Source organism: Hoeflea sp. AS16, assembly GCF_038900095.1.
Taxonomy (GTDB): Bacteria; Pseudomonadota; Alphaproteobacteria; order Rhizobiales; family Rhizobiaceae; genus Hoeflea.
Genome location: NZ_JBBMQQ010000001.1, coordinates 507136 through 530132 on the forward strand (window position 1 = coordinate 507136; position 22997 = coordinate 530132).

At 61.4% G+C, this 22997-nt stretch carries 21 protein-coding genes; 7 read left to right on the plus strand and 14 right to left on the minus strand.

Features of this window, described 5'->3' with window-relative positions:
* Nucleotides 1-87 precede the first annotated feature (87 nt).
* Nucleotides 88-1317 carry a multidrug effflux MFS transporter gene (locus WNY80_RS02400; protein WP_342885741.1) on the minus strand — a complete coding sequence of 410 codons (1230 nt, stop codon included), beginning with the start codon at nt 1315-1317 and terminating at the stop codon, nt 88-90.
* 222 nt (nt 1318-1539) lie between these two features.
* Between WNY80_RS02400 and WNY80_RS02405 the strand changes: the two genes are divergently transcribed.
* Nucleotides 1540-1770 (plus strand): hypothetical protein, encoded by a 231-nt coding sequence (locus tag WNY80_RS02405; RefSeq protein WP_342885742.1) that lies wholly within the window; start codon nt 1540-1542, stop codon nt 1768-1770.
* Between the two features lie 7 nt (nt 1771-1777).
* On the opposite strand, the gene WNY80_RS02410 is transcribed toward WNY80_RS02405, so the two are convergent.
* Together WNY80_RS02410 and moaA are read right to left on the minus strand one after the other, a co-directional pair.
* Nucleotides 1778-2686 (minus strand): DMT family transporter, encoded by a 909-nt coding sequence (locus tag WNY80_RS02410; RefSeq protein ID WP_342885743.1) that lies wholly within the window; start codon nt 2684-2686, stop codon nt 1778-1780.
* A gap of 159 nt (nt 2687-2845) precedes the next feature.
* The gene (moaA, locus tag WNY80_RS02415) at nt 2846-3859 is read right to left on the minus strand and encodes a GTP 3',8-cyclase MoaA (protein WP_342885744.1); all 1014 of its coding nucleotides are present in this window, start codon (nt 3857-3859) and stop codon (nt 2846-2848) included.
* Between the two features lie 174 nt (nt 3860-4033).
* Between moaA and WNY80_RS02420 the strand changes: the two genes are divergently transcribed.
* Complete coding sequence (locus WNY80_RS02420; protein WP_342885745.1) at nt 4034-4402, plus strand: DUF971 domain-containing protein; 369 nt, start codon at nt 4034-4036, stop codon at nt 4400-4402.
* A 9-nt stretch (nt 4403-4411) separates the two neighbouring features.
* On the opposite strand, the gene WNY80_RS02425 is transcribed toward WNY80_RS02420, so the two are convergent.
* Nucleotides 4412-4912 carry a MarR family transcriptional regulator gene (locus WNY80_RS02425; RefSeq protein WP_342885746.1) on the minus strand — a complete coding sequence of 167 codons (501 nt, stop codon included), beginning with the start codon at nt 4910-4912 and terminating at the stop codon, nt 4412-4414.
* Nucleotides 4913-4958: 46 nt separating this feature from the next.
* On the opposite strand from WNY80_RS02425, the gene WNY80_RS02430 reads away from it, so the two are divergent.
* Nucleotides 4959-5945, plus strand: coding sequence for an alpha/beta fold hydrolase (locus tag WNY80_RS02430; protein WP_342885747.1), 987 nt, complete (start codon nt 4959-4961; stop codon nt 5943-5945).
* Nucleotides 5942-6550 carry a pyridoxamine 5'-phosphate oxidase family protein gene (locus WNY80_RS02435; protein WP_342885748.1) on the plus strand — a complete coding sequence of 203 codons (609 nt, stop codon included), beginning with the start codon at nt 5942-5944 and terminating at the stop codon, nt 6548-6550. The genes WNY80_RS02430 and WNY80_RS02435 overlap by 4 nt, the downstream gene beginning before the upstream one ends.
* Before the next feature lie 58 nt (nt 6551-6608).
* Here WNY80_RS02435 and WNY80_RS02440 read toward each other — a convergent pair whose 3' ends face one another.
* The 3 genes from WNY80_RS02440 to WNY80_RS02450 all read right to left on the minus strand — a co-directional run bounded on the left by WNY80_RS02440 (nt 6609) and on the right by WNY80_RS02450 (nt 10257).
* Nucleotides 6609-7229, minus strand: a complete 621-nt coding sequence (locus WNY80_RS02440) for a L,D-transpeptidase (protein WP_342885749.1) — start codon at nt 7227-7229, stop codon at nt 6609-6611.
* Nucleotides 7230-7436: 207 nt separating this feature from the next.
* The gene (locus WNY80_RS02445; RefSeq protein ID WP_342885750.1) at nt 7437-8507 is read right to left on the minus strand and encodes a GGDEF domain-containing protein; all 1071 of its coding nucleotides are present in this window, start codon (nt 8505-8507) and stop codon (nt 7437-7439) included.
* Between the two features lie 142 nt (nt 8508-8649).
* Nucleotides 8650-10257: a fumarate hydratase gene (locus WNY80_RS02450; RefSeq protein WP_342885751.1), complete on the minus strand. Its 1608-nt coding sequence runs from the start codon at nt 10255-10257 to the stop codon at nt 8650-8652.
* A 225-nt stretch (nt 10258-10482) separates the two neighbouring features.
* Between WNY80_RS02450 and arsB the strand changes: the two genes are divergently transcribed.
* From arsB to WNY80_RS02465, 3 genes are all read left to right on the plus strand, one after another.
* Nucleotides 10483-11544, plus strand: a complete 1062-nt coding sequence (gene arsB / locus WNY80_RS02455; RefSeq protein ID WP_342885752.1) for an ACR3 family arsenite efflux transporter — start codon at nt 10483-10485, stop codon at nt 11542-11544.
* 252 nt (nt 11545-11796) lie between these two features.
* The gene (locus WNY80_RS02460) at nt 11797-13665 is read left to right on the plus strand and encodes a L,D-transpeptidase family protein (RefSeq protein WP_342885753.1); all 1869 of its coding nucleotides are present in this window, start codon (nt 11797-11799) and stop codon (nt 13663-13665) included.
* Nucleotides 13666-13914: 249 nt separating this feature from the next.
* Nucleotides 13915-14847 carry an L-lactate dehydrogenase gene (locus WNY80_RS02465; protein WP_342885754.1) on the plus strand — a complete coding sequence of 311 codons (933 nt, stop codon included), beginning with the start codon at nt 13915-13917 and terminating at the stop codon, nt 14845-14847.
* A gap of 9 nt (nt 14848-14856) precedes the next feature.
* Here the strand turns inward: WNY80_RS02465 and WNY80_RS02470 are convergent, their stop codons facing one another.
* The 7 genes from WNY80_RS02470 to phnD all read right to left on the minus strand — a co-directional run bounded on the left by WNY80_RS02470 (nt 14857) and on the right by phnD (nt 22868).
* Nucleotides 14857-15804, minus strand: coding sequence for a hexose kinase (locus WNY80_RS02470; protein ID WP_342885755.1), 948 nt, complete (start codon nt 15802-15804; stop codon nt 14857-14859).
* Between the two features lie 61 nt (nt 15805-15865).
* A complete protein-coding gene (ppsA, locus tag WNY80_RS02475) occupies nt 15866-18256 on the minus strand; it encodes a phosphoenolpyruvate synthase (protein ID WP_342885756.1) in 2391 nt (796 codons plus the stop codon).
* 181 nt (nt 18257-18437) lie between these two features.
* Nucleotides 18438-19361 carry an HAD-IIA family hydrolase gene (locus tag WNY80_RS02480; protein WP_342885757.1) on the minus strand — a complete coding sequence of 308 codons (924 nt, stop codon included), beginning with the start codon at nt 19359-19361 and terminating at the stop codon, nt 18438-18440.
* A complete protein-coding gene (gene phnE, locus WNY80_RS02485) occupies nt 19358-20176 on the minus strand; it encodes a phosphonate ABC transporter, permease protein PhnE (protein WP_342885758.1) in 819 nt (272 codons plus the stop codon). Before phnE (WNY80_RS02485) ends, WNY80_RS02480 begins: the two co-directional genes overlap by 4 nt.
* Nucleotides 20176-20991 carry a phosphonate ABC transporter, permease protein PhnE gene (gene phnE / locus WNY80_RS02490; RefSeq protein WP_342885759.1) on the minus strand — a complete coding sequence of 272 codons (816 nt, stop codon included), beginning with the start codon at nt 20989-20991 and terminating at the stop codon, nt 20176-20178. Before phnE (WNY80_RS02490) ends, phnE (WNY80_RS02485) begins: the two co-directional genes overlap by 1 nt.
* Complete coding sequence (phnC, locus tag WNY80_RS02495; RefSeq protein ID WP_342885760.1) at nt 20988-21788, minus strand: phosphonate ABC transporter ATP-binding protein; 801 nt, start codon at nt 21786-21788, stop codon at nt 20988-20990. Before phnC ends, phnE (WNY80_RS02490) begins: the two co-directional genes overlap by 4 nt.
* A 102-nt stretch (nt 21789-21890) precedes the next feature.
* Nucleotides 21891-22868 carry a phosphate/phosphite/phosphonate ABC transporter substrate-binding protein gene (phnD, locus tag WNY80_RS02500; protein WP_342885761.1) on the minus strand — a complete coding sequence of 326 codons (978 nt, stop codon included), beginning with the start codon at nt 22866-22868 and terminating at the stop codon, nt 21891-21893.
* Between the last annotated feature and the right edge of the window lie 129 nt (nt 22869-22997).

Genomic DNA, 22997 nt, shown 5'->3' on the forward strand with positions numbered 1-22997 from the left:
AGCTTACCCAAAGTCAATGTGGGTAAGCTTTGCCGGGTCACGGGTTGTTGCCGGCCTGGCCCGGTGGGTGATGCCCTTACGGGGGCTTCAGGAGGACTGTCCGATTTTCGCATCCTCGGCGAGGCTGTTTTCGACCCGGATCACGTAGAGCGTGGCAAAGACACTGAAAATGCAGGAAACCAGCATGACGATGACCAGCGGGTAGGGGCCGGTCTCGACGGAAAGGATCGCGCCTGCCAGTGCCGACAGCGCCGCGCCGCCGCCGATCATCATGGCGCCGCCGAGGCCCGATGCTGACCCCGCCAGATGCGGGCGGACGCTGACGATGCCTGCATTGGCGCTTGGCAGGGTGACGCCATTGCCAAGGCCGACAAACAGCATCGGTCCGAAGAAGGAAAGCGGATGCCACACGCCGGCGAGAAACAGCACCAGCGCCAGCGCCATGCCGGCCGTGGCGATCATGCAGCCGGTCACCATCATGCGGTTGATGCCGATCTGGCTGGCGAAACGGCCGGAAAAGAAGTTCCCGGTCATGTATCCCAGCGCGATGAATATGAAATACAGGCCGAGCTGCGAGGGGGGCAGGCCGAGAATGGTTGTCGCCACAAAAGGGCCGCCGCCAAGGAACGAGAAAAACGAGCCCGAGGCGAACGTCGCGGTCAGTGAATACCCCCAGAAGCGGCGCGAGCGGACAAGTTCCGGATAGGCGCCGAATTGCCTGAGCATGCTCGCAGACCGATTGAGGTTGGTTTCACCCAGGTCGGTCAGTACCAGTGCGAAGGCAACCACGCCGAAGAGGAACAGGGCTCCAAAGACCGACTGCCAGCCAAACAGTTCCTCCATGATACCGCCCAGAACGGGGCCGATCATCGGCGCCAGCGTCATGCCCATGGTGACATAGCCGATCATCGAGGCAGCCTGTTCCGGCCCGACGATGTCACGAACGATGGCGCGCGAAAGCACCATGCCGGAGACGACGCTGGCCTGAAGCATGCGGATTACGAGAAATGTCTCGATGGTCGGTGCGAAAGGCGCCAGTGCGGTGGCTACCAGGAAGATCGCCAGGCTGGCGACCATCACCGGGCGCCGACCGTAACGATCGGACAGCGGCCCGATGATAAGTTGCAGCAAGCCGGTGACGGCCAGATAGCCAGAGACCGCCAGCTGCACGAGGGCGTAATCCGCCTGGTAATAGGTGGCAATCCCCGGCAACGAGGGCAAAATGAGGTTCATGTTCAATGCGCTGAGCCCGGCGATCACCACAAGCGTGGCGATGTTCGGCGGTGTTTTGCGATTGAGGAATACTGTTTTGGTCATTGCTGGTGTTTTTTGTCCTCAAGAGCTGTGATGCATAGGGATTTGATCATGAATGATGTCTGTGCGTCACCCGCCTTCGGTGACGTGAAAGAAGTTGTCGCCTGGTTGCACGCGTGGTGAATAGGATTTACTTTGTGATTCTGAAAAGAGAACTTAAAGACAGTAGATTCCCGGGTATTTATGTTGTTGGTGGGGTTTAGTGTTGGAACTGGGTGAAGCCAAATGTCCGGCGACGGCGAATTTGACCAGTGTCCCTTCTGCAATGCAGCCTGGGGCGATTGCATGCATGTCAAGTTGCTGGCCGAACTGGACAAAGAGGCTGTCTCCCGGTTGAGCCCGGAGCCGTCTGCAAGTACGCCCTCAGGTGTCAATGTCAACACGTCAGGCAAGGACGCTTCACTCTCCGAGAAGGGGAAGGTGATTCCTTTCAAGCCGATCTCCGCTTCCGGGTGAGGCTGGTTCATGGCGAATGACGCGGGGCTGCGCGGGTGGCTGGCTTGGCTTTGCTCCTGATGCGTTCACGATAGAGTGTGTAAAGTCCCGAACCGATGACGATCACACCGCCGGTGATCATGAAGGCATCGGGGTATTCACCAAACACCACCATTCCCAGCAGCAGCGCCCAGATGAAGCTCGTGTAGCGGAACGGGGCGATGAACGAGATTTCGCCCTCGCGCATCGACATGATGATGAACTGGTAGCCGACCAGAACCAGGCAGGCAGCGAGGCTGATAAAGCCGAAATCCACCGCTGTCACCGGGCGCCAGCCCCCCATCGGCCAGACCAGTACGAAGCCGGCAACGGCCACGGCCGCCGCGGTAACGGTTGACAGGAACAGCGACGGAATTGCCGGGTTTATCTTCCGGGTGGCGATATCGCGCACGGCGGCGAAGATGACGGTTCCGACGATCATCAGCGCATAGGGCGAGAAGCCTTCAAGCCCGGGACGGACGATGATCAGGACGCCGGCGAAGCCGGCCAGAATCGCGCCCCAGCGGCGCCAGCCGACCGGCTCGGACAGGAACAGCGCCGCACCCATGGTGACCGCCAGCGGCAGTGCCTGGAGAATTGCCGAGGCATTGGCGAGGGGGATGTGGGACAGGCCGATCAGGAATGTAAGCGTACCGCCAACCTCGCCGATGAGGCGGAGACCAACCCAGGGATCGATCAGGACGCGTAACGGACGAAGCGCCCGCCTGTGCCTGGCCAGCAGAAAGATCAGCAGGGTTGCGACCACGCCGCGCAGGAACATCACCTGGGCGACGTTGAGATCATCTGTCAGCAGCTTGACGATGGAATCGTTGAAGGTGAAGCCTGCCATCGACAGGGACATGAACAACGCGCCGCGGATATTGATAGAAAGAGCCATGATTAATCCGGAACCGGCCGGCATGGAATCGCTGGCACGATGACCAAGGTACCATTGTTGCAGGTGGCAACACAGTCCGAAGGGGTTGTCCGCCCATCACGGAAATTCATCAGTCTGGCACTTCGAACCAACCGCATCGCGACGTGCTTTTGCGTTTGATCAACCGCCGGTGACGCTCATGTGGCGGGCGACTGCCGGCTGCTTGGTGGTCCGGTCGATGATGAAATCGTGGCCCTTGGGCTTGCGGGTGATGGCCTCGTCTATGGCCGCAGACAACAATTCGTTGCCTTCGGAGGCGCGCAGCGGCGAACGCAGGTCGGCGGCGTCGTTCTGGCCGAGGCACATGTAGAGGGTGCCGGTGCAGGTGAGGCGGACGCGGTTGCAGCTTTCGCAGAAATTGTGGGTCATCGGGGTGATGAAGCCAAGCTTGCCGCCGGTCTCCTTGACCGTGACGTAGCGGGCAGGGCCGCCGGTGCGGAACGGAATGTCCTCGAGCGTAAACTGCTTGGCGAGATTGCTCCGAAGCAACGACAGCGGCATGTACTGGTCTGTCCGGTCCTCGTCGATTTCGCCCATCGGCATGGTCTCGATCACCGTCATGTCCATGCCCTGGCCATGGGCCCATTTGAGCATTTCGGGGATTTCGGTGTCGTTGAAGCCCTTGAGCGCCACGGCGTTGATCTTGATTTTCAGGCCGGCGGCTTGCGCTGCGCGGACGCCGTCGAGCACCTTGCTCAATTCGCCCCAGCGGGTGATCTTGCGGAACTTGTCGGGATCGAGCGTATCAATGGAGACGTTGATACGGCGAACACCGCAATCATAAAGCTCGGAGGAGAAGCGGGCGAGCTGCGATCCGTTGGTGGTCAGCGTCAGCTCGTCCATGCGGCCGGCATCGATGTGGCGTCCGACCTGACGGACAAACTCCATGATGTTCTTTCGCACCAGCGGCTCGCCACCGGTGAGGCGGATCTTGCGCACGCCCTTTTCGACAAAAACCGTGCAGATCCGGTCAAGCTCTTCAAGTGTCAGAAGATCTTTCTTGGGAAGGAATGTCATGTTCTCCGCCATGCAATAGGTGCAGCGGAAATCACAACGGTCCGTCACCGACACCCGGAGATAGTTCACAGCCCGGCCGAACGGGTCGATCATGGTCGGAACTGCGGTGTCTTCCATGGCGGATGATCCTTCATTGATTGAGTGCAATGTCGTCAACCACCGAAGGCGCGTCAAGGGGGCGCGTCAATCGGACTTGCGCTATCACGGCTTGTTTTGACGGCTTTGGCTTGTGATGTCGCCGGATCGGTTCTAGATCAACGACAAATGCGTGGAAATTGAGGACTGCGACCGATGAGCGTTCATGAGACGGCATGGCCAAAAGAACTACGGGTTTCTCCCGATCGCCGCACGCTGACTGTCCGTTTTACCGACGACCGGTGCTACTCGATCGAGGCCGAGTTGCTGAGGGTCCGCTCACCTTCGGCGGAAGTGCAGGGGCATTCGCCGGCGCAGCGGGTCACGGTGGGCGGCAAGGCTGACGTGACCATTTCCAGGGTTCTGCCGGTTGGCAATTACGCCGTCCGGCTGGCGTTCGATGATGGCCATGACAGCGGCATCTTCACCTGGAATTTTCTGTCCGAGCTTGGCGAGGCAAAGGAAGAACGCTGGGCCGAATACATCGCCGAACTCGCGGACAAGGGGATGTCGCGAACCGCGTGAAGTGGCGGGCTAGGCCTTCTTGCGCTCGAGGTCGTCCGTTTGTGCCGCTTCGGCTGCATCCGGCTGTGTCAGCTCATGGATTATCCGGGTCATCACCTCGCCAACCAGGTTGCACTCTTCCGTGGTCGCGGTTCCCATGGTGCGGTCGATCAGCTCTGACTGGATGGCGAGTGCCTTCAGCGTGAGACTTGTTCCCTCGGGTGTCAGTTCCAGCCGCAGGACGCGGCGGTCCTGCGGGTCGCCACGCCTGACCAGAAGCCCGCGTTTTTCAAGTTGCGGCAACAGCATCGACAGGTTGGAGCGGCCAACCAGCAGCTTGTCGGCAAGATCCTGCTGGGAGATCCCCGGTGCGCGGAACAGGTTGACGAGAATATCGAGATGCGGCGGCTTGATATCGAGCGGCTGAAGCGCCCGCGCCAGGCTCAAGCCCATCACCTGGCAGGCACGGGCCACGGCAACCCAGTTGTGAAAACGCGGGTTTTCCCAGGGTAGGGCTTGATTTTTGTTCATGGTTGTACAATTCTGTTCATAGTTGAACCAATCTGGAAATCCCACTATGGCATCTCTTGTTGAAAAGGTCACCCGTGCGGTGCTCCGTCTTGTTGCCGCGCAATCGCCGCAAAAGGCCGGAGAACTGGCGTTCTTGCTGTTCACGCGCACCCGCTCGACCAAGCCGCAGAGTGAAAAGGAACGCAAGGCTTTGGCGCGCGCCGCGGCGCGCATGGCGCAGAGCGAAACCGTGCGGCTGGTGATTCCCGGCAGCGTTGTCGCCAGTCACGTTTTTCGCCCGGAGACTGCCGTTGACGGGGGGCAAAGGGTTCTGGTGGTGCATGGCTACCGGTCTCGCAGCGACCACATGATTGCGCTCGCCGACGCGCTGGTTGCCGCAGGCCACACCGCCGTCTGCCTTGATCTTCCCGGGCACGGTGCATCAACCGGCCGCACCTTGCATCTGGGCAAGGCGGTGGAGGCCATTGACGCGGCCTGGCGCCAGCACGGGCCATTCGATAGCTTCATCGGGCATTCCTTTGGCGGTCCGTCGGTGATGGCGGCTGCGGCCGGTTCCATCCTGCATGTGCCGCAGCGGCGGCCGGACCGCATCGTCACCATCGCCGCACCGTCCGACATGGCGCAGGTGTTCCGCTGGGCGGGCAAGCTGCTGGGCTTGGACGCAGCCGCGCAAAATGCGTTCGAACGGCAGGTGCTGCGGTTTGCCGGCAGACCGCTATCCGAATTCCGGGTTGACCGGATGATGCACGATATCAGTATCCGGACCTTGGTGATCCATGCCGAGGACGACAAGGAAGTGGCCTATTCCAATGCCGAGGCAATCGCCCGCACCGGTTCTCATGTCAGGCTGATGAAAGCCAATGGCTTCGGCCATCGCCGCATCGTATCTGCGGAACCGGTCACCCGCGCGGTTGTCGAATTTCTGGGCGAGGGGGCCCGGGCGGGCGGAATCGTAGGCCTGCCTCTTCCAAGTTCGCCCGAACCGAATAAGTTGCCAGCCACCGAAAGCAGGAGACCCCGGAGGCTCGCATGACCATCATTACATCGCTGGCGGAACTCGAAGCGATTTACGGAGAGGCTTCGGAGGCGTCGGTGATCAAGGTGAGCAATTGCCTTACCGAAGGCTACCGCAAGTTGATCGAAGCCTCGCCGATCATGGCGCTGGCAACCTGCGGGCCTGAGGGACTGGACTGTTCTCCGCGTGGCGATCCCGGACAGGTGATGTCGATCAGGGACGAACACACTCTCGTGCTGCCCGACCGGCGCGGCAACAACCGGATCGATTCACTGCGCAACATCGTGCGCGACGGGCGGGTGGCATTGCTGTTCCTGATCCCCGGTTCCAACAGCACGCTCAGGGTCAATGGCAGGGCGGAGATTTCCGTCGATCCGGATCTGCTGCAAAGCCTGGCGATGGAGGGCAAGCTGCCGCGCTCTGCCATCGTGATCACAATCGGCGAGATCTATTTCCAATGCGCCAGGGCGCTGATGCGGGCAAAGGTGTGGGACCAAAATGCCTGGCCCGATGTGGCTGCCCTGCCGACGCCGGGAAGCCTGATGGCTGAACTCAAGCAGGATTTCGACAGCCAGAGCTATGACCGGGAATGGCCCGAGCGGGCGAAAAACAGCATGTGGTGAGCACAAAAAAACCGGCCAGTTGGGCCGGTTTCCTGTATTTGAATCCAGACTGGTCCGGTCAGTTCCGGACAATCACCCGGGTGCCGACATTGACCTTGTCGTAGAGATGCTCGACGTCCTCGTTGGCCATGCGAATGCAACCCGAGGACATTGCCTTGCCGATGGTCCACGGCTGGTTGGTGCCGTGAATGCGGTAGATGGTCGAGCCGATATACATGGCGCGCGCGCCGAGCGGATTGTCCGGGCCGCCCTTCATGTAGGCAGGCAGAACCCGGCCTTCCTGGCGCTTGACCCGGTCGCGCATCACCTGCGGCGGGGTCCAGCCCGGCCACTCGGCCTTGCGGGTGATCTTGTTGCGGCCCTGCCAGGTGAAGCCATCACGGCCAACGCCGATGCCGTAGGCCATCGCCTTGCCCTTGCCGACGACGTGGTAGAGCCGGCGATCCGAGGTGTCGATGATGATGGTGCCTTCAGGATGGTTTTCCTTGAACCTGATCACCTTGCGCTTGATCGGTGATTTGTTCGAGCGGTGGTACTTGTTGTAATTCTTCGATGGCGGGAACAGCAGCTGCAGCAGGGTCTTCGATTCCGAGGACGTCTGGCCGGCCGGCTGGGCCTGTACCGAAGCAGGCGCCATCAGGCAGAGTGCGAGAAAGGCAAAGGAGATAAGGCGTTTCATGTCAGGATCCGGGTCTGGCGTTGAAGTATGGGGAGACGCATTGGTTCTGTCAGGCCTGCGCCAATCCGTAGATCAGTCCGTGACCCTTGTTGATTATGGGTAACTGGTTCGCCTTGGCCTGTCCAGCTTCCGGCGTGATTTGCAAGATCGCGTGATGCTGCAGAAGGTGCATCAAGCCGAACTGGATGCAGGTGTGCCACGGCAATTTCAGGTCTTGTAGATCGCCCAGTTCTTTTCGAATTCCTGGTTCAGTTCGGGCTTGTAAAGCTGCGATCTGTTGCGACCGCTATGCTTGGCTGTATAGAGCGCCACGTCGGCTTTGTTGTAGAGTTCCTCGGCACTGTCGGCGTCGCTGGCCATGCAAACTCCCAGTGACAGGGTGATCGGCCCGTAATTGACGCCGGTCTTCTGGTTTCTCAGCGGCGTTGCTTCCACGGACTTGCGCAGGCGTTCTGCAATTTCCATGGTGATTTCGAGGCTGGTTCCCTGAAGCACCACCGCGAATTCCTCACCGCCCGTACGCGAGATGAAGACGTCCTTGCGCAGCGTGCTTTTCATCACCGCCGCGACAACGCCAAGCACCCGGTCGCCGACCGGATGGCCGTAGGTGTCGTTGAATTTCTTGAAATGATCGATATCCGCCACGATCAGCGCATAATACATGGAATTGCGCTGTTCATTGTAGATATTGGCCAGAACCTCGTCGAATGCCCGGCGGTTGGCCAGGCGGGTCAACGGATCGGTGTTGGCGATGCGCTTGTACTCGTCGAGTTCGAGCTTGACCTGCTCCATCTCCCGGGCGCGTTCGACCATGTGCTCGACCACGACCTTGCCTTTTTCCATGCTATCGCCCGTGGCATTGGTCAGGACGCCGATCACATTGTTGAGAATTTCGGCGCTGGCCATGCTCTTGGTCGAGATCCGGTTGTAGGCTTCGCCGAGCAGCTTGGAGTAGCTTTCCATCGACGACTGTTCCTGCTTGAGCAGTCGAAGCATGCCGTCAAGCTCAACGGAAATCTTGTCGTGAGCGCCTTCCACCACGCCTGGGCGGTAGTGGTGGGGGAAAACCTTCTTTCCCAACGCATCCAGGTCGTCCTGCGCCGGATTGCGGCCGAGCGCCTCGAACTGTTTCGTCAATGTCGGATTGGATGAGTTGAGTGCCTCGTAAACCAGTTCATAGTTTCGCGGCAGACCAGAAATGCCACGACGGCGCATGGTGGCGAGCACCAGTGTGGCCGTGTCCATGGAATGGACCTTGTTCGCAGGCGTTACGGTCATTTTTCGTCCCCAGAGTGGCTTTCATAGCTCTAACCACCGTTATTCTTACGGGTGAAATCTTGGGGAAATGTTAATGGCAACGAGGTCTGTGACCCCGTTGCCCGATCGTGTTTGTAAAACGTCCGGCGAAAGGTTCCGGATTTTAGCCTAAATTCAATTCCTTGAAGAAGTCATTGCCCTTGTCGTCGATGACGATGAAGGCCGGAAAATTCTCGACTTCGATCCGCCAGATGGCTTCCATGCCAAGTTCGGGATACTCGACAACCTCGACTTTCCGGATGCAATCCTGGGCCAGCCGCGCGGCCGGGCCGCCGATCGAACCAAGGTAGAAGCCGCCGTGACGGGCGCAGGCTTCGCGCACCGAGCGGGAACGGTTGCCCTTGGCGAGCATGACCATCGATCCGCCAAAAGACTGGAACTGATCGACATAGGAATCCATGCGTCCGGCCGTGGTCGGTCCGAACGAGCCAGATGCATAGCCTTCGGGCGTCTTGGCGGGGCCGGCGTAATAGACCGGGTGGTTCTTGAGGTAGTCCGGCATCGGTTCGCCTGCTTCCAGCCTGGCGCGGATTTTCGAGTGTGCCAGGTCGCGGGCGACGATGATCGAGCCGGTCAATGACAATTGCGTCTTGATCGGATGTTTGGACAGCTCGGCCAGGATCTCGCTCATCGGCCGGTTGAGGTCGATCTTGACCACGTGTTCGGAGAGCTTTTCCTCGTCGATTTCGGGCAGGTACTTCGACGGATCGGTTTCCAGCTGCTCGAGGAAGATGCCGTCCCTGGTGATCTTGCCCTTGGCCTGGCGGTCGGCCGAGCAGGAGACACCGAGGCCGATCGGCAGCGAGGCACCATGGCGTGGCAGGCGGATGACACGGACGTCGTGGCAGAAATACTTGCCGCCAAACTGCGCGCCGACGCCCATCTGCTGGGTCAGCTTGTGAACTTCGGCTTCCATTTCCAGATCGCGGAAGGCGTGACCGGACTCCGAGCCCTCGGTCGGCAGTTCGTCGAGATACTTGGTCGAGGCGAGCTTGACGGTCTTGAGGTTCATTTCCGCCGAGGTGCCGCCGATGACAATGGCCAGATGATAGGGCGGGCAGGCGGCGGTGCCGAGCGTCAGGATCTTCTCGCGCAGGAACTCGATCATCCTGTCATGGGTCAGCAGTGACGGCGTGCCCTGATAGAGAAAGGTCTTGTTGGCCGATCCGCCACCCTTGGCGACGAACAGGAAGTCGTAGCTGTCTTCGCCTTCCTCGTAGATGTCGATCTGGGCGGGGAGGTTGGTCTTGGTGTTCTTCTCCTCGAACATCGACAGCGGTGCGAGCTGCGAATAGCGCAGGTTGCGGCGCTCATAGGCATCCATGACGCCGCCCGCCAGGGCTTCGTAATCGCCACCCTCGGTCCAGACCTTGCGGCCTTTCTTGGCCATGATGATCGCGGTGCCGGTGTCCTGGCACATCGGCAGCACGCCGCCGGCAGCAATATTGGCATTCTTGAGAAGGTCGAAGGCGACGAAGCGGTCGTTCTCGGTGGCTTCCGGATCATCGAGGATGGCCGCCAGCTGCTTGAGGTGGCCAGGCCGGAGCAGATGGTTGATGTCGCCGAATGCCGCTTCTGCGAGAAGACGCAATCCGTCGGTGTCCACAGTCAGGATTTCCTGGCCGCGGAATTCCTCGACGCTGACATGCTTGTCGGTGAGTTTCTTCCAGGGAGTTGTGTCTGGTCCAAGGGGGAAGAGATCGTTTGCCACGAGATACCTTTCCGGTCGCCTGTTGGTCGCCTAGCTTGAGGCCCGGTCTTAGGATGAAGGCCGGGGAATTGCAATTGCGCCGAGGGGGAGCAGCAAGGGGTTCTTGCAAGAATCCAGATATCATGATTTATCGAAATGAAAGAATCGTCTTGGCTGCGCAAAACCCTGATGCCATGACCTTGGCGCTTGCGCCCCGCCGCCGGCAACCGTGTCCAGGAGTATGACATGTCGAAATTTGAACGCTATCTGACACTCTGGGTCGCCTTGTGCATCGTTGCGGGCATTGCTCTTGGATACGTCTTTCCGTCCTTCTTCCAGGCCGTCGGGTCCGCCGAGATCGCCAATGTGAACCTGCCTGTCGCGGTGCTGATCTGGCTGATGATCATCCCGATGCTGGTCAAGATCGACTTCGCTTCGCTGGGGCAGGTCAGCAAGCACTGGCGCGGCATCTCGGTCACGCTCATCGTCAACTGGGCGATCAAGCCCTTTACCATGGCGGTGATGGCCTGGTTCTTCATCGGCTGGCTTTTCCTCCCGTATCTGCCCGGAGACCAGATCAACAGCTATATTGCCGGCCTGATCCTGCTTGGGGCTGCGCCGTGCACGGCGATGGTGTTCGTCTGGAGCAACCTGACCAAGGGTGATCCGCTGTTCACGCTGAGCCAGGTCACGGTCAACGACCTGGTGATGGTTGTCGCCTTCGCCCCGATCGTTGCGCTGCTGCTGGGCATTTCGGCAATCACGGTGCCGTGGCAGACGCTGCTTCTGTCGGTGTCGTTGTACATCGTGGTGCCTGTAATCATCGCCCAGATCCTGCGCAACCGGCTTCTGGCGTCGGGGGGAGAGGTTGCGTTGCAGCGGTTGCTGTCGAAATTGCAGCCGCTGTCCATTCTGGCGCTGCTGGCAACGCTGGTCGTGCTGTTTGCGTTTCAGGGGCAGGCGATCCTGGCCCAGCCGCTGATCATCGTCCTGCTGTCGGTGCCGATCATCATTCAGACCTACCTGATCTTCGGGATCGGCTACATCGCAAACCGCGTGGTCGGGGAAGCCCACGTGATCGCCGGACCGTCGGCGCTGATCGGGGCCAGCAATTTCTTCGAACTGGCGGTCGCCGTGGCCATCAGCCTGTTCGGGTTTGAGTCCGGTGCGGCTCTTGCCACCGTGGTCGGTGTGCTGATCGAAGTCCCGGTGATGCTGTCACTGGTGTTTATCGTCAACCGGTCGAAGGGCTGGTACGAACTCGCGCCGGCGCTGCTGCGGCGCAGTGCGGCAAAGACGCCGGATTGACTTTTTCGTGATCTTTCCCGGCTGCTGAAACCGGTTTTTCCGCAGCCATAAGATGCGCTGAGCCGCGGATTGCAGGCGTTTGCGCGGCAGTGCGGGTCTTCCGGCCAACCGCGAACGGGTAACAAATCCGCCGATTGAAAACGCCAGCCATTCTTTCCATTGGTCTCGTGATTTGGTAGGGTTGCCGCGACTTTGACAATTTCGTCTGAACGCGCAGGGCCCTCGGGCTTTGCATAACTATCTGGGTTGGGCATGAGCATCAAAATGCGTGCAGGCGTGGCGTTGGTCGCCATAGCAGTTACTTTTACCGGTGTGATCTCGGCACCGCCGCCTGTTCAAGCGCAAGGTCTGCTCGACGCGCTTTTCAAAAGCCCGGCCCAGCGCAAGCGCGAGAGGCAGGCACGCGAACAGGCAAGACAGCAAGTCGAAGCGCCAAAGCCGGTCGTAAAGGTCCGCGGGCCGAGATATCACAAGTACAAACCCGATACCCTGGTCAAGGTTGATTTCGGCAAGATCGCCGATCCGGTGGTCACCGGCGGCATCAACGACATGGGACTTTCGCCGCTTGGCATCGATCCCTTTGCGGAAGGCCGTCCTGCGCTGGCGGACCTGTCGGTCAAGGCGCTGCCGGAAGCTGCCGAGGCGGTTGTCGAGTATTATTCCAGCCATCCCGGTTACATCTGGGTCGCAGGAACCGCGATCACGGATCGTGCGCGGGCGGTGGTCGACGTGCTCAACGCGGCCGACGAGGTTGGCCTGTCTGCGGATGACTACAAGGTCGATGTGCCCGCCGATGCATTCGATGTCACCCAGGGCACCGAACGGCAGAAGGAGCTGATGGCCTTCGAGATGAAGCTGTCGGTCGCTGTCGCCAACTACATGCTTGACGCCTCGCGCGGCCGGGTCGATCCCAACCGGATCTCCGGCTACCACGATTTCAAGCGCAAGAGCCCGGATCTGGCGAGGCAGCTCGAAGCCCTGTCCAAGGCCGCCGACCCGGCCGAGGCGCTGCTTGCGCAAAACCCGCAAGGCGCACATTTCGAGGCGCTGAAGGCTGAACTCAAACGCCTGCAGGATCTTGACGAGAGCGAGCGCATCGAAATCGCGGCGGATCTGCTGCTCAAGCCGGGGCAGGCCAATCCAGAACTCGCCAATGTGATAGCCGCGATCGAAATGAAGGGCAGCGATGCGCTCAAGACCGACAATGCGCTGCTGTTTGCAAGCTATGCCGGCAAGCCCGAATATGACGAAGAACTGGTCGCGCTGGTCAAGGCTTTCCAGAAGGAAGCCGGCCTCAAGCCAGACGGCGTCGTCGGACCGGCAACCCGGCGGGCGCTGGTCGGCATTACCAATGCCGACAAGATCGAGAAGGTGCGGCTGGCCATGGAGCGGGCGCGCTGGCTTCCGGGCGTTCTGGCTTCCCGGCGGGTGTTCATCAACCAGCCGGCCTACACCGCGACCTATTACGAGGGCGGCAAGTCGGACCTGTCGATGCGCGTGGTCGTCGGCAAGAGGTCCAACCAGACCAATTTCTTCGATGATGAAATCGAACTGGTCGAGTTCAATCCCTATTGGGGCGTGCCGCAGTCGATCATCATCAACGAGATGCTGCCGAAGCTGCGGGCTGACCCGTCCTATCTCGACCGGCTCGGCTACGAGGTGACGGCCGGCGGCCGCGCGGTGTCCTCGAGCTCTGTCAACTGGAACGCGGTCGGCAAGGGCAGCGGCATCGGCGTGCGCCAGCCACCCAGCAACGGCAATGCGCTGGGCGAATTGAAGATCCTGTTCCCCAACCGCCATGCCATCTACATGCACGACACTCCGTCGAAATCGCTGTTCAAGCGCGACACGAGGGCCTTGAGCCACGGCTGTGTCCGGCTGCAGGATCCGCGCGCCATGGCCGCCAAGGTGCTGGGCACATCGGTCGCCGATATCGGCAGCCACATTGCCGGCGGCCAGAACAAGCAGGTGCAGCTGTCGACGAAAATCCCCGTCCACGTGGCCTATTTCACCGCATGGCCGGATGACAATGGCACGGTCGAGTATTTCGCCGACGTCTATAATCGCGACAGCTATCTGCGCAAGGCAATCGACGCCACCGAAGCCGCGCGGACGTCCTGATCTTTGAACACCGTGAGCCCGGCGGGCTTGCGGTGTCTTGCTGCCTGCATACATCCTTGCTGACCGGTCCGGCCCGGAACATCACTGCGCCCTGGCTGTCGCCTTGGAGCCGGGCAGGGGTGTGCCGGTTTGACCTCTGTCACAGTGCGGGAGGATGTTTCCTGCTATGGGGAGATGAGGGCGCGGTTGACGGCCACAATTGACGGGCGCAGTTGACCGGCGTTGGACAAACTTCGGAGCAAAGAGCAGATGAAGATCGGAATTGTTGGAACCGGAATGGTCGGCAGTACCGCCGGCTATGCCATGGCGCTGTTGGGTGTGGGCACCGAAATCGTGCTGGTTGACGCCAATCCGGCCCTGGCCCGCGCCCAGGCGCAGGACATCGCCCATGCCACGCCATTTGCCACCACGGTGGCCATCCGCGCCGGAGAGTATCCCGACCTCGACGGGGCGGCGGTGGTGATCATTGCCGCTGGCGTTGGCCAGAAGCCCGGCGAAAGCCGGCTGGCGCTGCTGGAACGCAATGTCGAGGTGTTCCGCTCCGTCATCGGCGGCATCATGAAAGCAGCCCCGGATGCGATCCTGCTGATTGCCACCAATCCGCTCGACGTGATGACCTATGTTGCCCAGCGCATTTCCGGCCTGCCGCCCGAACGGGTGATCGGCTCGGGCACCATTCTCGACACCGCGCGGCTCAGGAGCCTGCTCGGCGATCATCTGGGTATCGCGCCAAACTCGGTGCACGCCTATGTGCTGGGCGAGCATGGCGACAGCGAAGTGGCCGTCTGGTCGAGCGCCATGGCCGGCAGCGTGCCGATCGTCTCGTTTGCCGAGCAGATCGGTCGGCCGCTGGATGAAGCGGCGCGAACAAGGATTGCCGAACAGGTCAAAGGCGCCGCCTATACGATCATCGAGGGCAAGGGGGCGACCTGGTACGGCATCGGCGCCGGGCTTGCGCGCATTGTCGGTTCGATTGCCGACGACGAGCGCACCGTTCTGTCGGTGTCGATGGTCAACGGAGATATCGAAGGCGTGCAGAGCGTGCCGCTGTCACTGCCGCGCATCATCGGCCGCGAGGGCATCATCGCGACGCTGATGCCCGACCTGGACACGCAAGAGCGGGCGGCCCTGAAACGCAGCGCCGAAGTGATCTCGGATTATACGTCGAAGCTCAGGTTCTGAGGCCGGCCTTCAAACCTCTTTCGTCACCACCTTCTGCAAGATCTCGTCCGCTGCCGCCTTCGTGCACAGTTCTGTGGCAGGCGTCAGCACGGCGGAGCCTGCAGCGGCGACGCCGTGGCGGACGGCGTCTTTGAGGCTTGCGCCGCGGGACAGTTCGAGCGCGATGGCTGCGACCATGCTGTCGCCGGCGCCGATGGCACTGAGCGTTTCGAGCCTTGGCGGCTGGCAGAAGAACCGCTCGTCTTCCGACACGCCGACGGTGCCTGTCGCGCCCATCGACATGACCAGCTGACCGGCGACGCCTGCGCGCACCAGGTCCAGCCCGTAATCGGCGAGCTCGGCGGGGCTGGCGAAGCTGCGGCCGGAGACCTCGGTGGCTTCGGCGCCGTCCATCCGGAGCAGCGCGAATGGCGGCCCGGGATTGCCAGCGGCGGCAGTGAGGGCTGCGCCTGATGTGTCGAGGATCAAGCGCGCGCCGGCATCGGTTGCCATCTGGTTGACTGTCCTGGCGATATCGGCAGGAACGCCGTCCGGCACACTGCCTGACATGACGACTATGCTGCCGCTGGTGATCTCGGGTTTGAGCGCTGCCAGCATGGCGGCAACCTGCTCGGGCGGCCAGACCGGCCCGGGCAACTGGAAGCGGTACTGCCTGTCAGTCGAGGTTTCCAGGACGGCAAAGGATTGCCGGGTGTTGCCTGCGATCTCGAACGGCATAACCGCAATGCCTTCGGCCTGCAGCATCGTATGGAAGGTGTTGCCGGTGTCGCCGCCCAGCGCGACAAAGGCTTTTGACTGGCCGCCGAGCCGCAGGATGGCGCGCGAAACATTGACCCCGCCACCGCCGGGATCAAAGCGGGGTTCATCGCAACGCAGCTTCGGGCCGGGCTCGACCGTGCCGACGGAGGTCGACACGTCGAAGGCCGGATTGAGTGTGATGGTCAGGATGTCGGACATGGCACAGACCATCACACAGGCTGCAGGGGAAATTCAATCTCGCCCAGCGTCGCAGCCGCGATTATCGCCCGGATTTTTCTGCCTCCGCGACGTTTTCCTTGACCGCGACAAAACTGTCGGGCGTCACCGAGATGGTGTCGATGCCAGCCTGGACCAGCAGCTTGGCGAAAGCCGGGTTGTTCGACGGTGCCTGGCCGCACAAGCCGACCTTGGCGCCGGCTGCATGGGCGCGCTCGATCAGGGTCTCGATCATCCAGATCACTGCCGGATCGGCTTCGCTGAACAGGTCCGCCAGTTCGCCCGAATCCCGGTCGACGCCAAGGGTGAGCTGGGTCAGGTCGTTCGAGCCGATGGAGAAGCCGTCGAAGCGTTCTGCGAACTCGGCGGCGCGGATGACGTTGGACGGGATCTCGCCCATGACATAGACCTGCAAGCCGTTTTCGCCTCGGGCCAGACCATTCTCGGCCATCACCGCGAGCACCTTGTCGGCCTCGTCGGGTGAACGGCAGAACGGGATCATGACGATGACATTGTCAAAGCCCATCTGCTCGCGCAGCATCTTGATTGCCTTGCATTCGAGCGCAAAGCCTTCCCGGTAATTGTCGGAATAGTAGCGCGACGCGCCCCGGAAGCCGATCATCGGGTTTTCTTCCTTGGGCTCGAAAGCGCGGCCGCCCAGAAGCTCGGCATATTCATTGGTCTTGAAATCGCTCATCCGCACGATCACCGGCTTGGGGTAGGCGACGGCGGCGATGCGCGACAGGCCGCGGGCCAGGGTCTCGACGAAATAATCGCCCTTGTTGTCATAGCGCCGGGTCAGCTCGGCAATCTCGGCCTTGGCCTCCTCGTCCTTGAGCGTGTCGAAATGCACCAGCGCCATCGGGTGGACCTGAACGGCGGAGTTGACGACGAATTCCATCCGCGCAAGGCCAACGCCATCGGCGGGCAGGCGCCACCAGCGGAAAGCGGCAGACGGATCGGCGAGATTGAGCATGATCCGGGTCTTGGTCTCGGGCACATGGTCAAGCCGCACGTCCTCGACCTCGTATTCGGCGATGCCCTCGTAGACCACGCCGTCTTCGCCACCGGCGCAGGAGATGGTCACTTCCTGCTGGTCGTGCAGGACATGGGTGGCATTGCCGGTGCCAACGATGGCTGGCAGGCCCAGTTCACGGCTGACGATGGCCGCATGCGAGGTGCGTCCGCCGTGGTCGGTGACGATGGCCGCGGCGCGCTTCATGATCGGCACCCAGTCGGGGTCAGTGGTCGAGGTGACCAGAATGGAACCGTCGACAAACTTGTCGATGTCCTTGACGTTCTCGATCAGGCAGACACGTCCGGCCTTGACGGCGGCGCCGACGCTGAGGCCTGTAATCAGGGTCTTGCCGGTTTTCTTCAGCGTGTAGGTTTTCAGCGCGGTGACATCGGCGCGTGACTGCACGGTTTCAGGCCGCGCCTGAACGATATAGAGCTTGCCGGTCTCGCCATCCTTGGCCCATTCCATGTCCATCGGCTGGCCGTAGTGCTTCTCGATGGTGGCTGCCTGGCGGGCGAGATTGAGGATTTCCTCGTCGGAGAGCACGTAGGCGCCGCGTTCTGCCTTCGAGGTCGGCACGTTCCGGGTTTCGCCGCCTTCCGCGCCGGCGTAGATCATCTTGATTTCCTTGGCGCCGCAGGTCTTTTCGACAATCGGCTTGAGGCCGGGCTTGTCGAGCAGCGGCTTGAACACCTCGTATTCGTCAGGCGTCACCGCGCCCTGGACGACGTTTTCGCCCAGCCCCCAGGCGGCGTTGATCAGCACCACCTTGTCGAAACCGGATTCGGTGTCGATGGAGAACATCACGCCGGAGCCGCCGATGTCGGAACGGACCATCAGCTGCACGCCGATCGACAGCGCCACCTGGTTGTGGTCGAAGCCCTGGATCTTGCGGTAGGTGATCGCCCGGTCGGTAAACAGCGAGGCGTAACAGCGGCGGCAGGTTGACAGCAGCGCTGCCTCGCCACGGACATTGAGATAGGTCTCCTGCTGGCCGGCAAAGCTGGCGTCGGGCAGGTCTTCGGCGGTGGCGCTGGAGCGGACGGCAACGGAAAGCTCCTTGTTTCCGGTGCGTTCGGAGAGTTCGCGGTAGGCCGACAGGATGGCCTCGCGGATATCGTCGGGCCAGTCGCCGGCGGCAATCGCTGCGCGGACGGCCTTGCCGGTTTCGGCGAGCGTGCGCTTGCCGCTGTCGAGCATCTCCATCGCCTCGGCGATCACTTCATTGAGGTTGTTTGCCTTGATGAAGGCGCGGAAGGCGTCCGAAGTGGTGGCGAAGCCGGGCGGCACGTCGATGCCCTTGCTTCCGAGTTGCTGCACCATCTCGCCCAGTGACGAGTTCTTGCCGCCGACCAGCGCGACATCGCCGCGCGAGAGATCTTCAAACCAGATAACGTTCTTGTTGGCTTTCGACATGAGGCGCTCCCGAAGGCTGTTGAGACAAATCAAAACGAAGTCTCACTTTAAGGCGTGGAGCGGCGCTCGCCTTGATGTGCGTCAACACGGGGGGCAATGGATGGACGGGCGTATCCGTAGCCGGGAGCCCCGGGAGAGGGCTTCCGGCCTGATCGTCAGGCACTGATTGGCGTGAGTGTGGTTATGGCCGGTCGAGGATGAAGTCCGGCACAATGCCGCAGGCCTTGATCGGGGCTTCCGGATCGGTGCCGTCAAAAAAGCCGTAGCCCTGGATCAGCGCCGTGCGGAATCCGGCAGCCGCGCCACCGAGAATATCGGTGTGCAACGTGTCGCCGACCATCACCACGCGGTGATCCGGGGTGCCGGGCCTGATGCGTTCACGGGCCAGGTCAAAGATTGCCGGGAACGGCTTGCCGTAAAACACAGGCTCGATGCCCGCAGCTGTTGCCAGCCGGTGGGCGTAATGGCCCGGTTCGCGTGACAGGCCGGCCTCGACCGGGGCGACCAGGTCGGGATTGCCGACCAGAACGTCGCGCGGGCGATCCCTGAGTGCCTGTTCGAGCAAGGCCTGGCGGGTTTCACTCCAGGCCGAGGCGCCGAACATCAGGAAGCCTTCGGCCTCTTCATAGGCGCTGGCATCATCCTCGAGGAAGATGGCGCCTTCGGGAAGTTCTTCGCGTCCGAATTTCGGGGCTGCGACCATGCCCCATTTGCGGTGTGCGTGGTTGTCCAGGCCCTTGAGCAGCGCCATGCGGCTCGACACCACGTCCTCGGCCCCGAAGCTGTAGCCAAGCCGGTGATAGCGCTGGTGCAGAACGGAGGAGGGGTAGCCGGCAGCATTGGTGACGACGATCACCTGCTTGCCGCGCTGGCGCAAGCCCGCGACGCGGTCAACGACGCCGGGAATGGCGCTTTCGCCGATGTTGAGCACGCCGAAGGCATCCAGCAGGAACACGTCGAATTCATCGGCGATGGCATCGAGATCGCTGGCGCGGGTGAACTGTGCCGGTCCGCGCCCGTCAGGCAGGCGATGGCGGACAGATTCATACTCGGTAAAGGCGACGGAGGTGTCGGCGCCCTTCAGGATGGCAGATCCGGTGCTCACATGATTGCTCCGCGCACCTTGGCCGACACCCATTCACCAACGATCACGGCAAACAGGATGACGATCAGGATCAGCGTCACCTGCGGCCAGGCCAGCGTGTTGAGCGAGGACTGCAGCTGCAGCCCGATGCCACCGGCGCCGACAAGGCCGAGCACGGTGGATTCCCGGATATTGATGTCCCAGCGGAAGACGCTGATGCCGGCGAAGGCGGGCATGATCTGTGGGACGATGCCATAGACCATCACCTGCCAGCGGCTGGCGCCGGTGGCAGTGATCGCCTCGACCTGTTTCTCGTCGATCTCCTCGATCGCCTCGTAAAGCAGCTTGGCGCAGAAGCCGATCGAGCGGAAGGCAATCGCCATCAGGCCGGCAAAGACGCCGGGGCCGATGATGGCGACCAGCAGCAAGGCCCAGATCAGCGAGTTGATCGAACGGGTGGCAACGATGATGAACAGCGCCACCGGCCTGATGAACAGGGTGCTTGGCGTGGTGTTGCGCGCTGCCAGGAAGGCAATCGGCACAGCCATGAACAGGGCCAGCACGGTGCCGAGCGTGGCCATGTTGAGCGTGTCCCAGAGCGGACCCCAGAGCTTGTCCATGTAGGACCAGCGCGGCGGCATGGCGCGGCCGCCGATGTCGGCGGCAATGCGGGGCGCATCCCAGACGAAGAACCAGGTGGTGGCCTCGGAAATGCGCTGCCAGCACCACATGAAGATGGCGACGGCTGCGAGATAGGCTGCCCAGCGGGTGATCGTCTGGTTGCGATTGCGCAGCTGCCAGACCTTGGCGCCTTTTGCGTCAGTTGATACCGGCATTACTGTACCTTTGCCCTGATGATGCCGGAGAGATATTCCAGCCCCATGACGGTGACGATGATGATCAGCAGGATGGCTGCCGCGGTGTCGAATTCGTAGCGGTCAAACGCGGTGTTCAGCGTCGCGCCGATACCGCCGGCACCGACCAGCCCAAGCACCGCGGATTCGCGGAAATTGATGTCGAGACGGTACATCGACAGCCCGATCAACCGCGGCATCACCTGCGGCTGGACGCCGTAGTTGATCCATTGCAGCCAGGAGGATCCGGTGGCACGGATGGCTTCCGCCTGCACCTTGTTCATCTCCTCGATGTCTTCGGCTAGCAGCTTCGACATGAAGCCGATGGTGGCAAACGACAGGGTCAGGAAGCCGGCCAGCGGGCCGAAGCCGAAGATCGCCACCAGCAGGATGGCGACGATGATCTCGTTGAGGGCACGCGAGAGGGCGACGATGCCGCGGCAGACGAGATAGACCGGCAGAGGGGCTATGTTGCGCGCCGCACCGAGGCCGATCGGGATCGATATGGCGATGCCGACCACGGTCGAGGTGATGGTGATGATGATACTTTCGAGGACGCCGTCCCAGATGTCGCCGCCACGGGAGACGAAATCGGGATTGAAGAACGAGATGACGAAGGCCCAGCCCCGGCTCAGGCCTTCAGCAACGCGTGACCAGTTGACGTCGATCGAACCGACGGCCAGCACGACATAGACCAGAGCGCCGATGAACAGGCCCCAGCGCAACACCGGATTCGTGATCAGATGCGGTTTTCGCCAGTTCTGGCCAAGCCGCTCGTCAAGCGTGACCGTGGTCATAGCGCCGGCTCCACGGCGTCGGCCTCTTCATCGTCCACATCGCGTATGGTGGCGTGCCAGTCTTCTTCACCGTAGATCGTGGTCAGAACTTCGTCGCTCATTTCGGTCGGCTTGCCGTCAAAGGCCAGTTCACCTGCCTTCAGGCCGACGATACGCTCGACGAACATCTGTGCCAGTGCCACATCGTGAATGTTGATGACGGCGGCGAGATCCCGCTCGGCGCAGAGTTCGCAGATCAGGCGCATGATCTGGCGCGAGGTTTTCGGGTCGAGCGAGGCGGTGGGCTCATCGACCAGCAGCAGCCTGGGGTTCTGGATCAGAGCGCGGGCGATGCCAACGCGCTGGCGCTGGCCGCCGGAAAGTTCGTCGGCGCGCTTGTCAGCCATTGCCAGCAGGCCAACGCGGTCGAGCAGACGGAAGGCCTCGTCAATATCGGACTGCGGGTATTTGCGCAGGAACGAGCGCCAGAAGCCGACATAGCCGAGCCGTCCGGAGAGCACGTTCTCCATCACCGTGAGCCGCTCGACCAGCGCGTATTCCTGAAAGATCATGCCCATCTGGCGGCGCATCTTGCGCAGGCCGCCGGAACTCAGTGCCGTCACATCCGTGCCATCAAGGATCACCGAGCCCGATGTCGGTTCGACCAGGCGGTTGATGCAGCGGATGAGTGTCGATTTGCCGGCGCCGGAAGGGCCGATCAGGGCCAGAACCTGTCCCTTGGGAATGGTCAGGGTGACGTCCTGAAGCGCCTTGTCGCCGGTGCGATAGGTCTTGGTCAGTTTCTTGAGTTCAAGCATGGGATCCCGCAATCGGCAAGGGAGGCGCCGCGTCAGGCGCGGCGCAACTTTATGGAAGCGAAACGCCGCGCCCGTTGAGGGGCGCGGCGGAACCGGAGAGGATCAGCCGCAGGTGTACTTCACACCGTTGGCAGTATCGATCTTGCGGACCACGTCCCAGAAATCCTTGTAGTTCATTTCCAGGAACTGGCCTTCATTGGATTTCTCGAATTCCTTCTGCAGCGAAGAGCCTTCCCAAGGGAAGGTGAAGAAGGCTTCCTTGATCTTTTCCTGCAGCTCAGGCTTGAGGTTGTAGACGACGCCGAAGCCGGTGGTCGGGAAGGTCTGCGACTTGTAGATGGTCTTGACCTGATCGGCGGTGATCACTTCGCGTTCGATCATGCGGCTCATCACCGAGTTGGCGATGGCTGCTGCCGGGTAATCCTTGTTGGCCACGCCGAGGATCGAGTTGTCGTGCTTGCCGGAGAAGGCAGGCTCGAAATCGCGGCCGGATTCCATGCCGTATTCAGCCTTGAGCAACGCGGACGGCGCCTTGAAGCCCGAGTTCGAAGTCTCGGCGGTAAACGCCAGGGTCTTGCCCTTGATGTCTTCAACCTTCTCGATGCCGGAACCGGGATAGGTGATGATTTCCATCTCGTAGCCGAAACCGCCGTCAAGCGAGGCCATGATGGTGAACGGGTGGAAGCCGGCGCAGTTGACGGCAAGCGGGTTTGAGCCGGTGTTGAAGCCGGCGATGTGCAGGCGGCCCGAGCGCATGGCTTCGATCTGGGCGGCGTTGGACTGAACCGGGAAGAACACGGACTTCTTGCCGGTGACCTTTTCCAGATGGGTCAGGAAGTCGGACCATGCTTCCTTGTAGACCGCAGGATCTTCAACCGGGGTGTAGGCGAAGATCAGCGTATCGGGATCAATCAGCTCGGCTTCATCTGTCGGCGTGTCGGCCACCAGGTCGCCGTCAACGTCGCAATAGCGTTCGTCCAGCGTGCCGCGTTCGCAGTCTGCTGCGGATGCGGCCAGAGGGGCCGCCATCGTCATCGCCAAGCCGGCGATGGTGCTCAAAAGCATTGATTTCAAAGTCATGGTATTCCTCCCGATATTAAGTTCGTTTTCCCGTCGCGACTATTCTGTGTGCAGGGGCAAATAGCAAGCCTCAATGACTGCCCATCTGTTTGGATTAACAGGCGGGGAGGGATGGAACAGGTTGGCGTG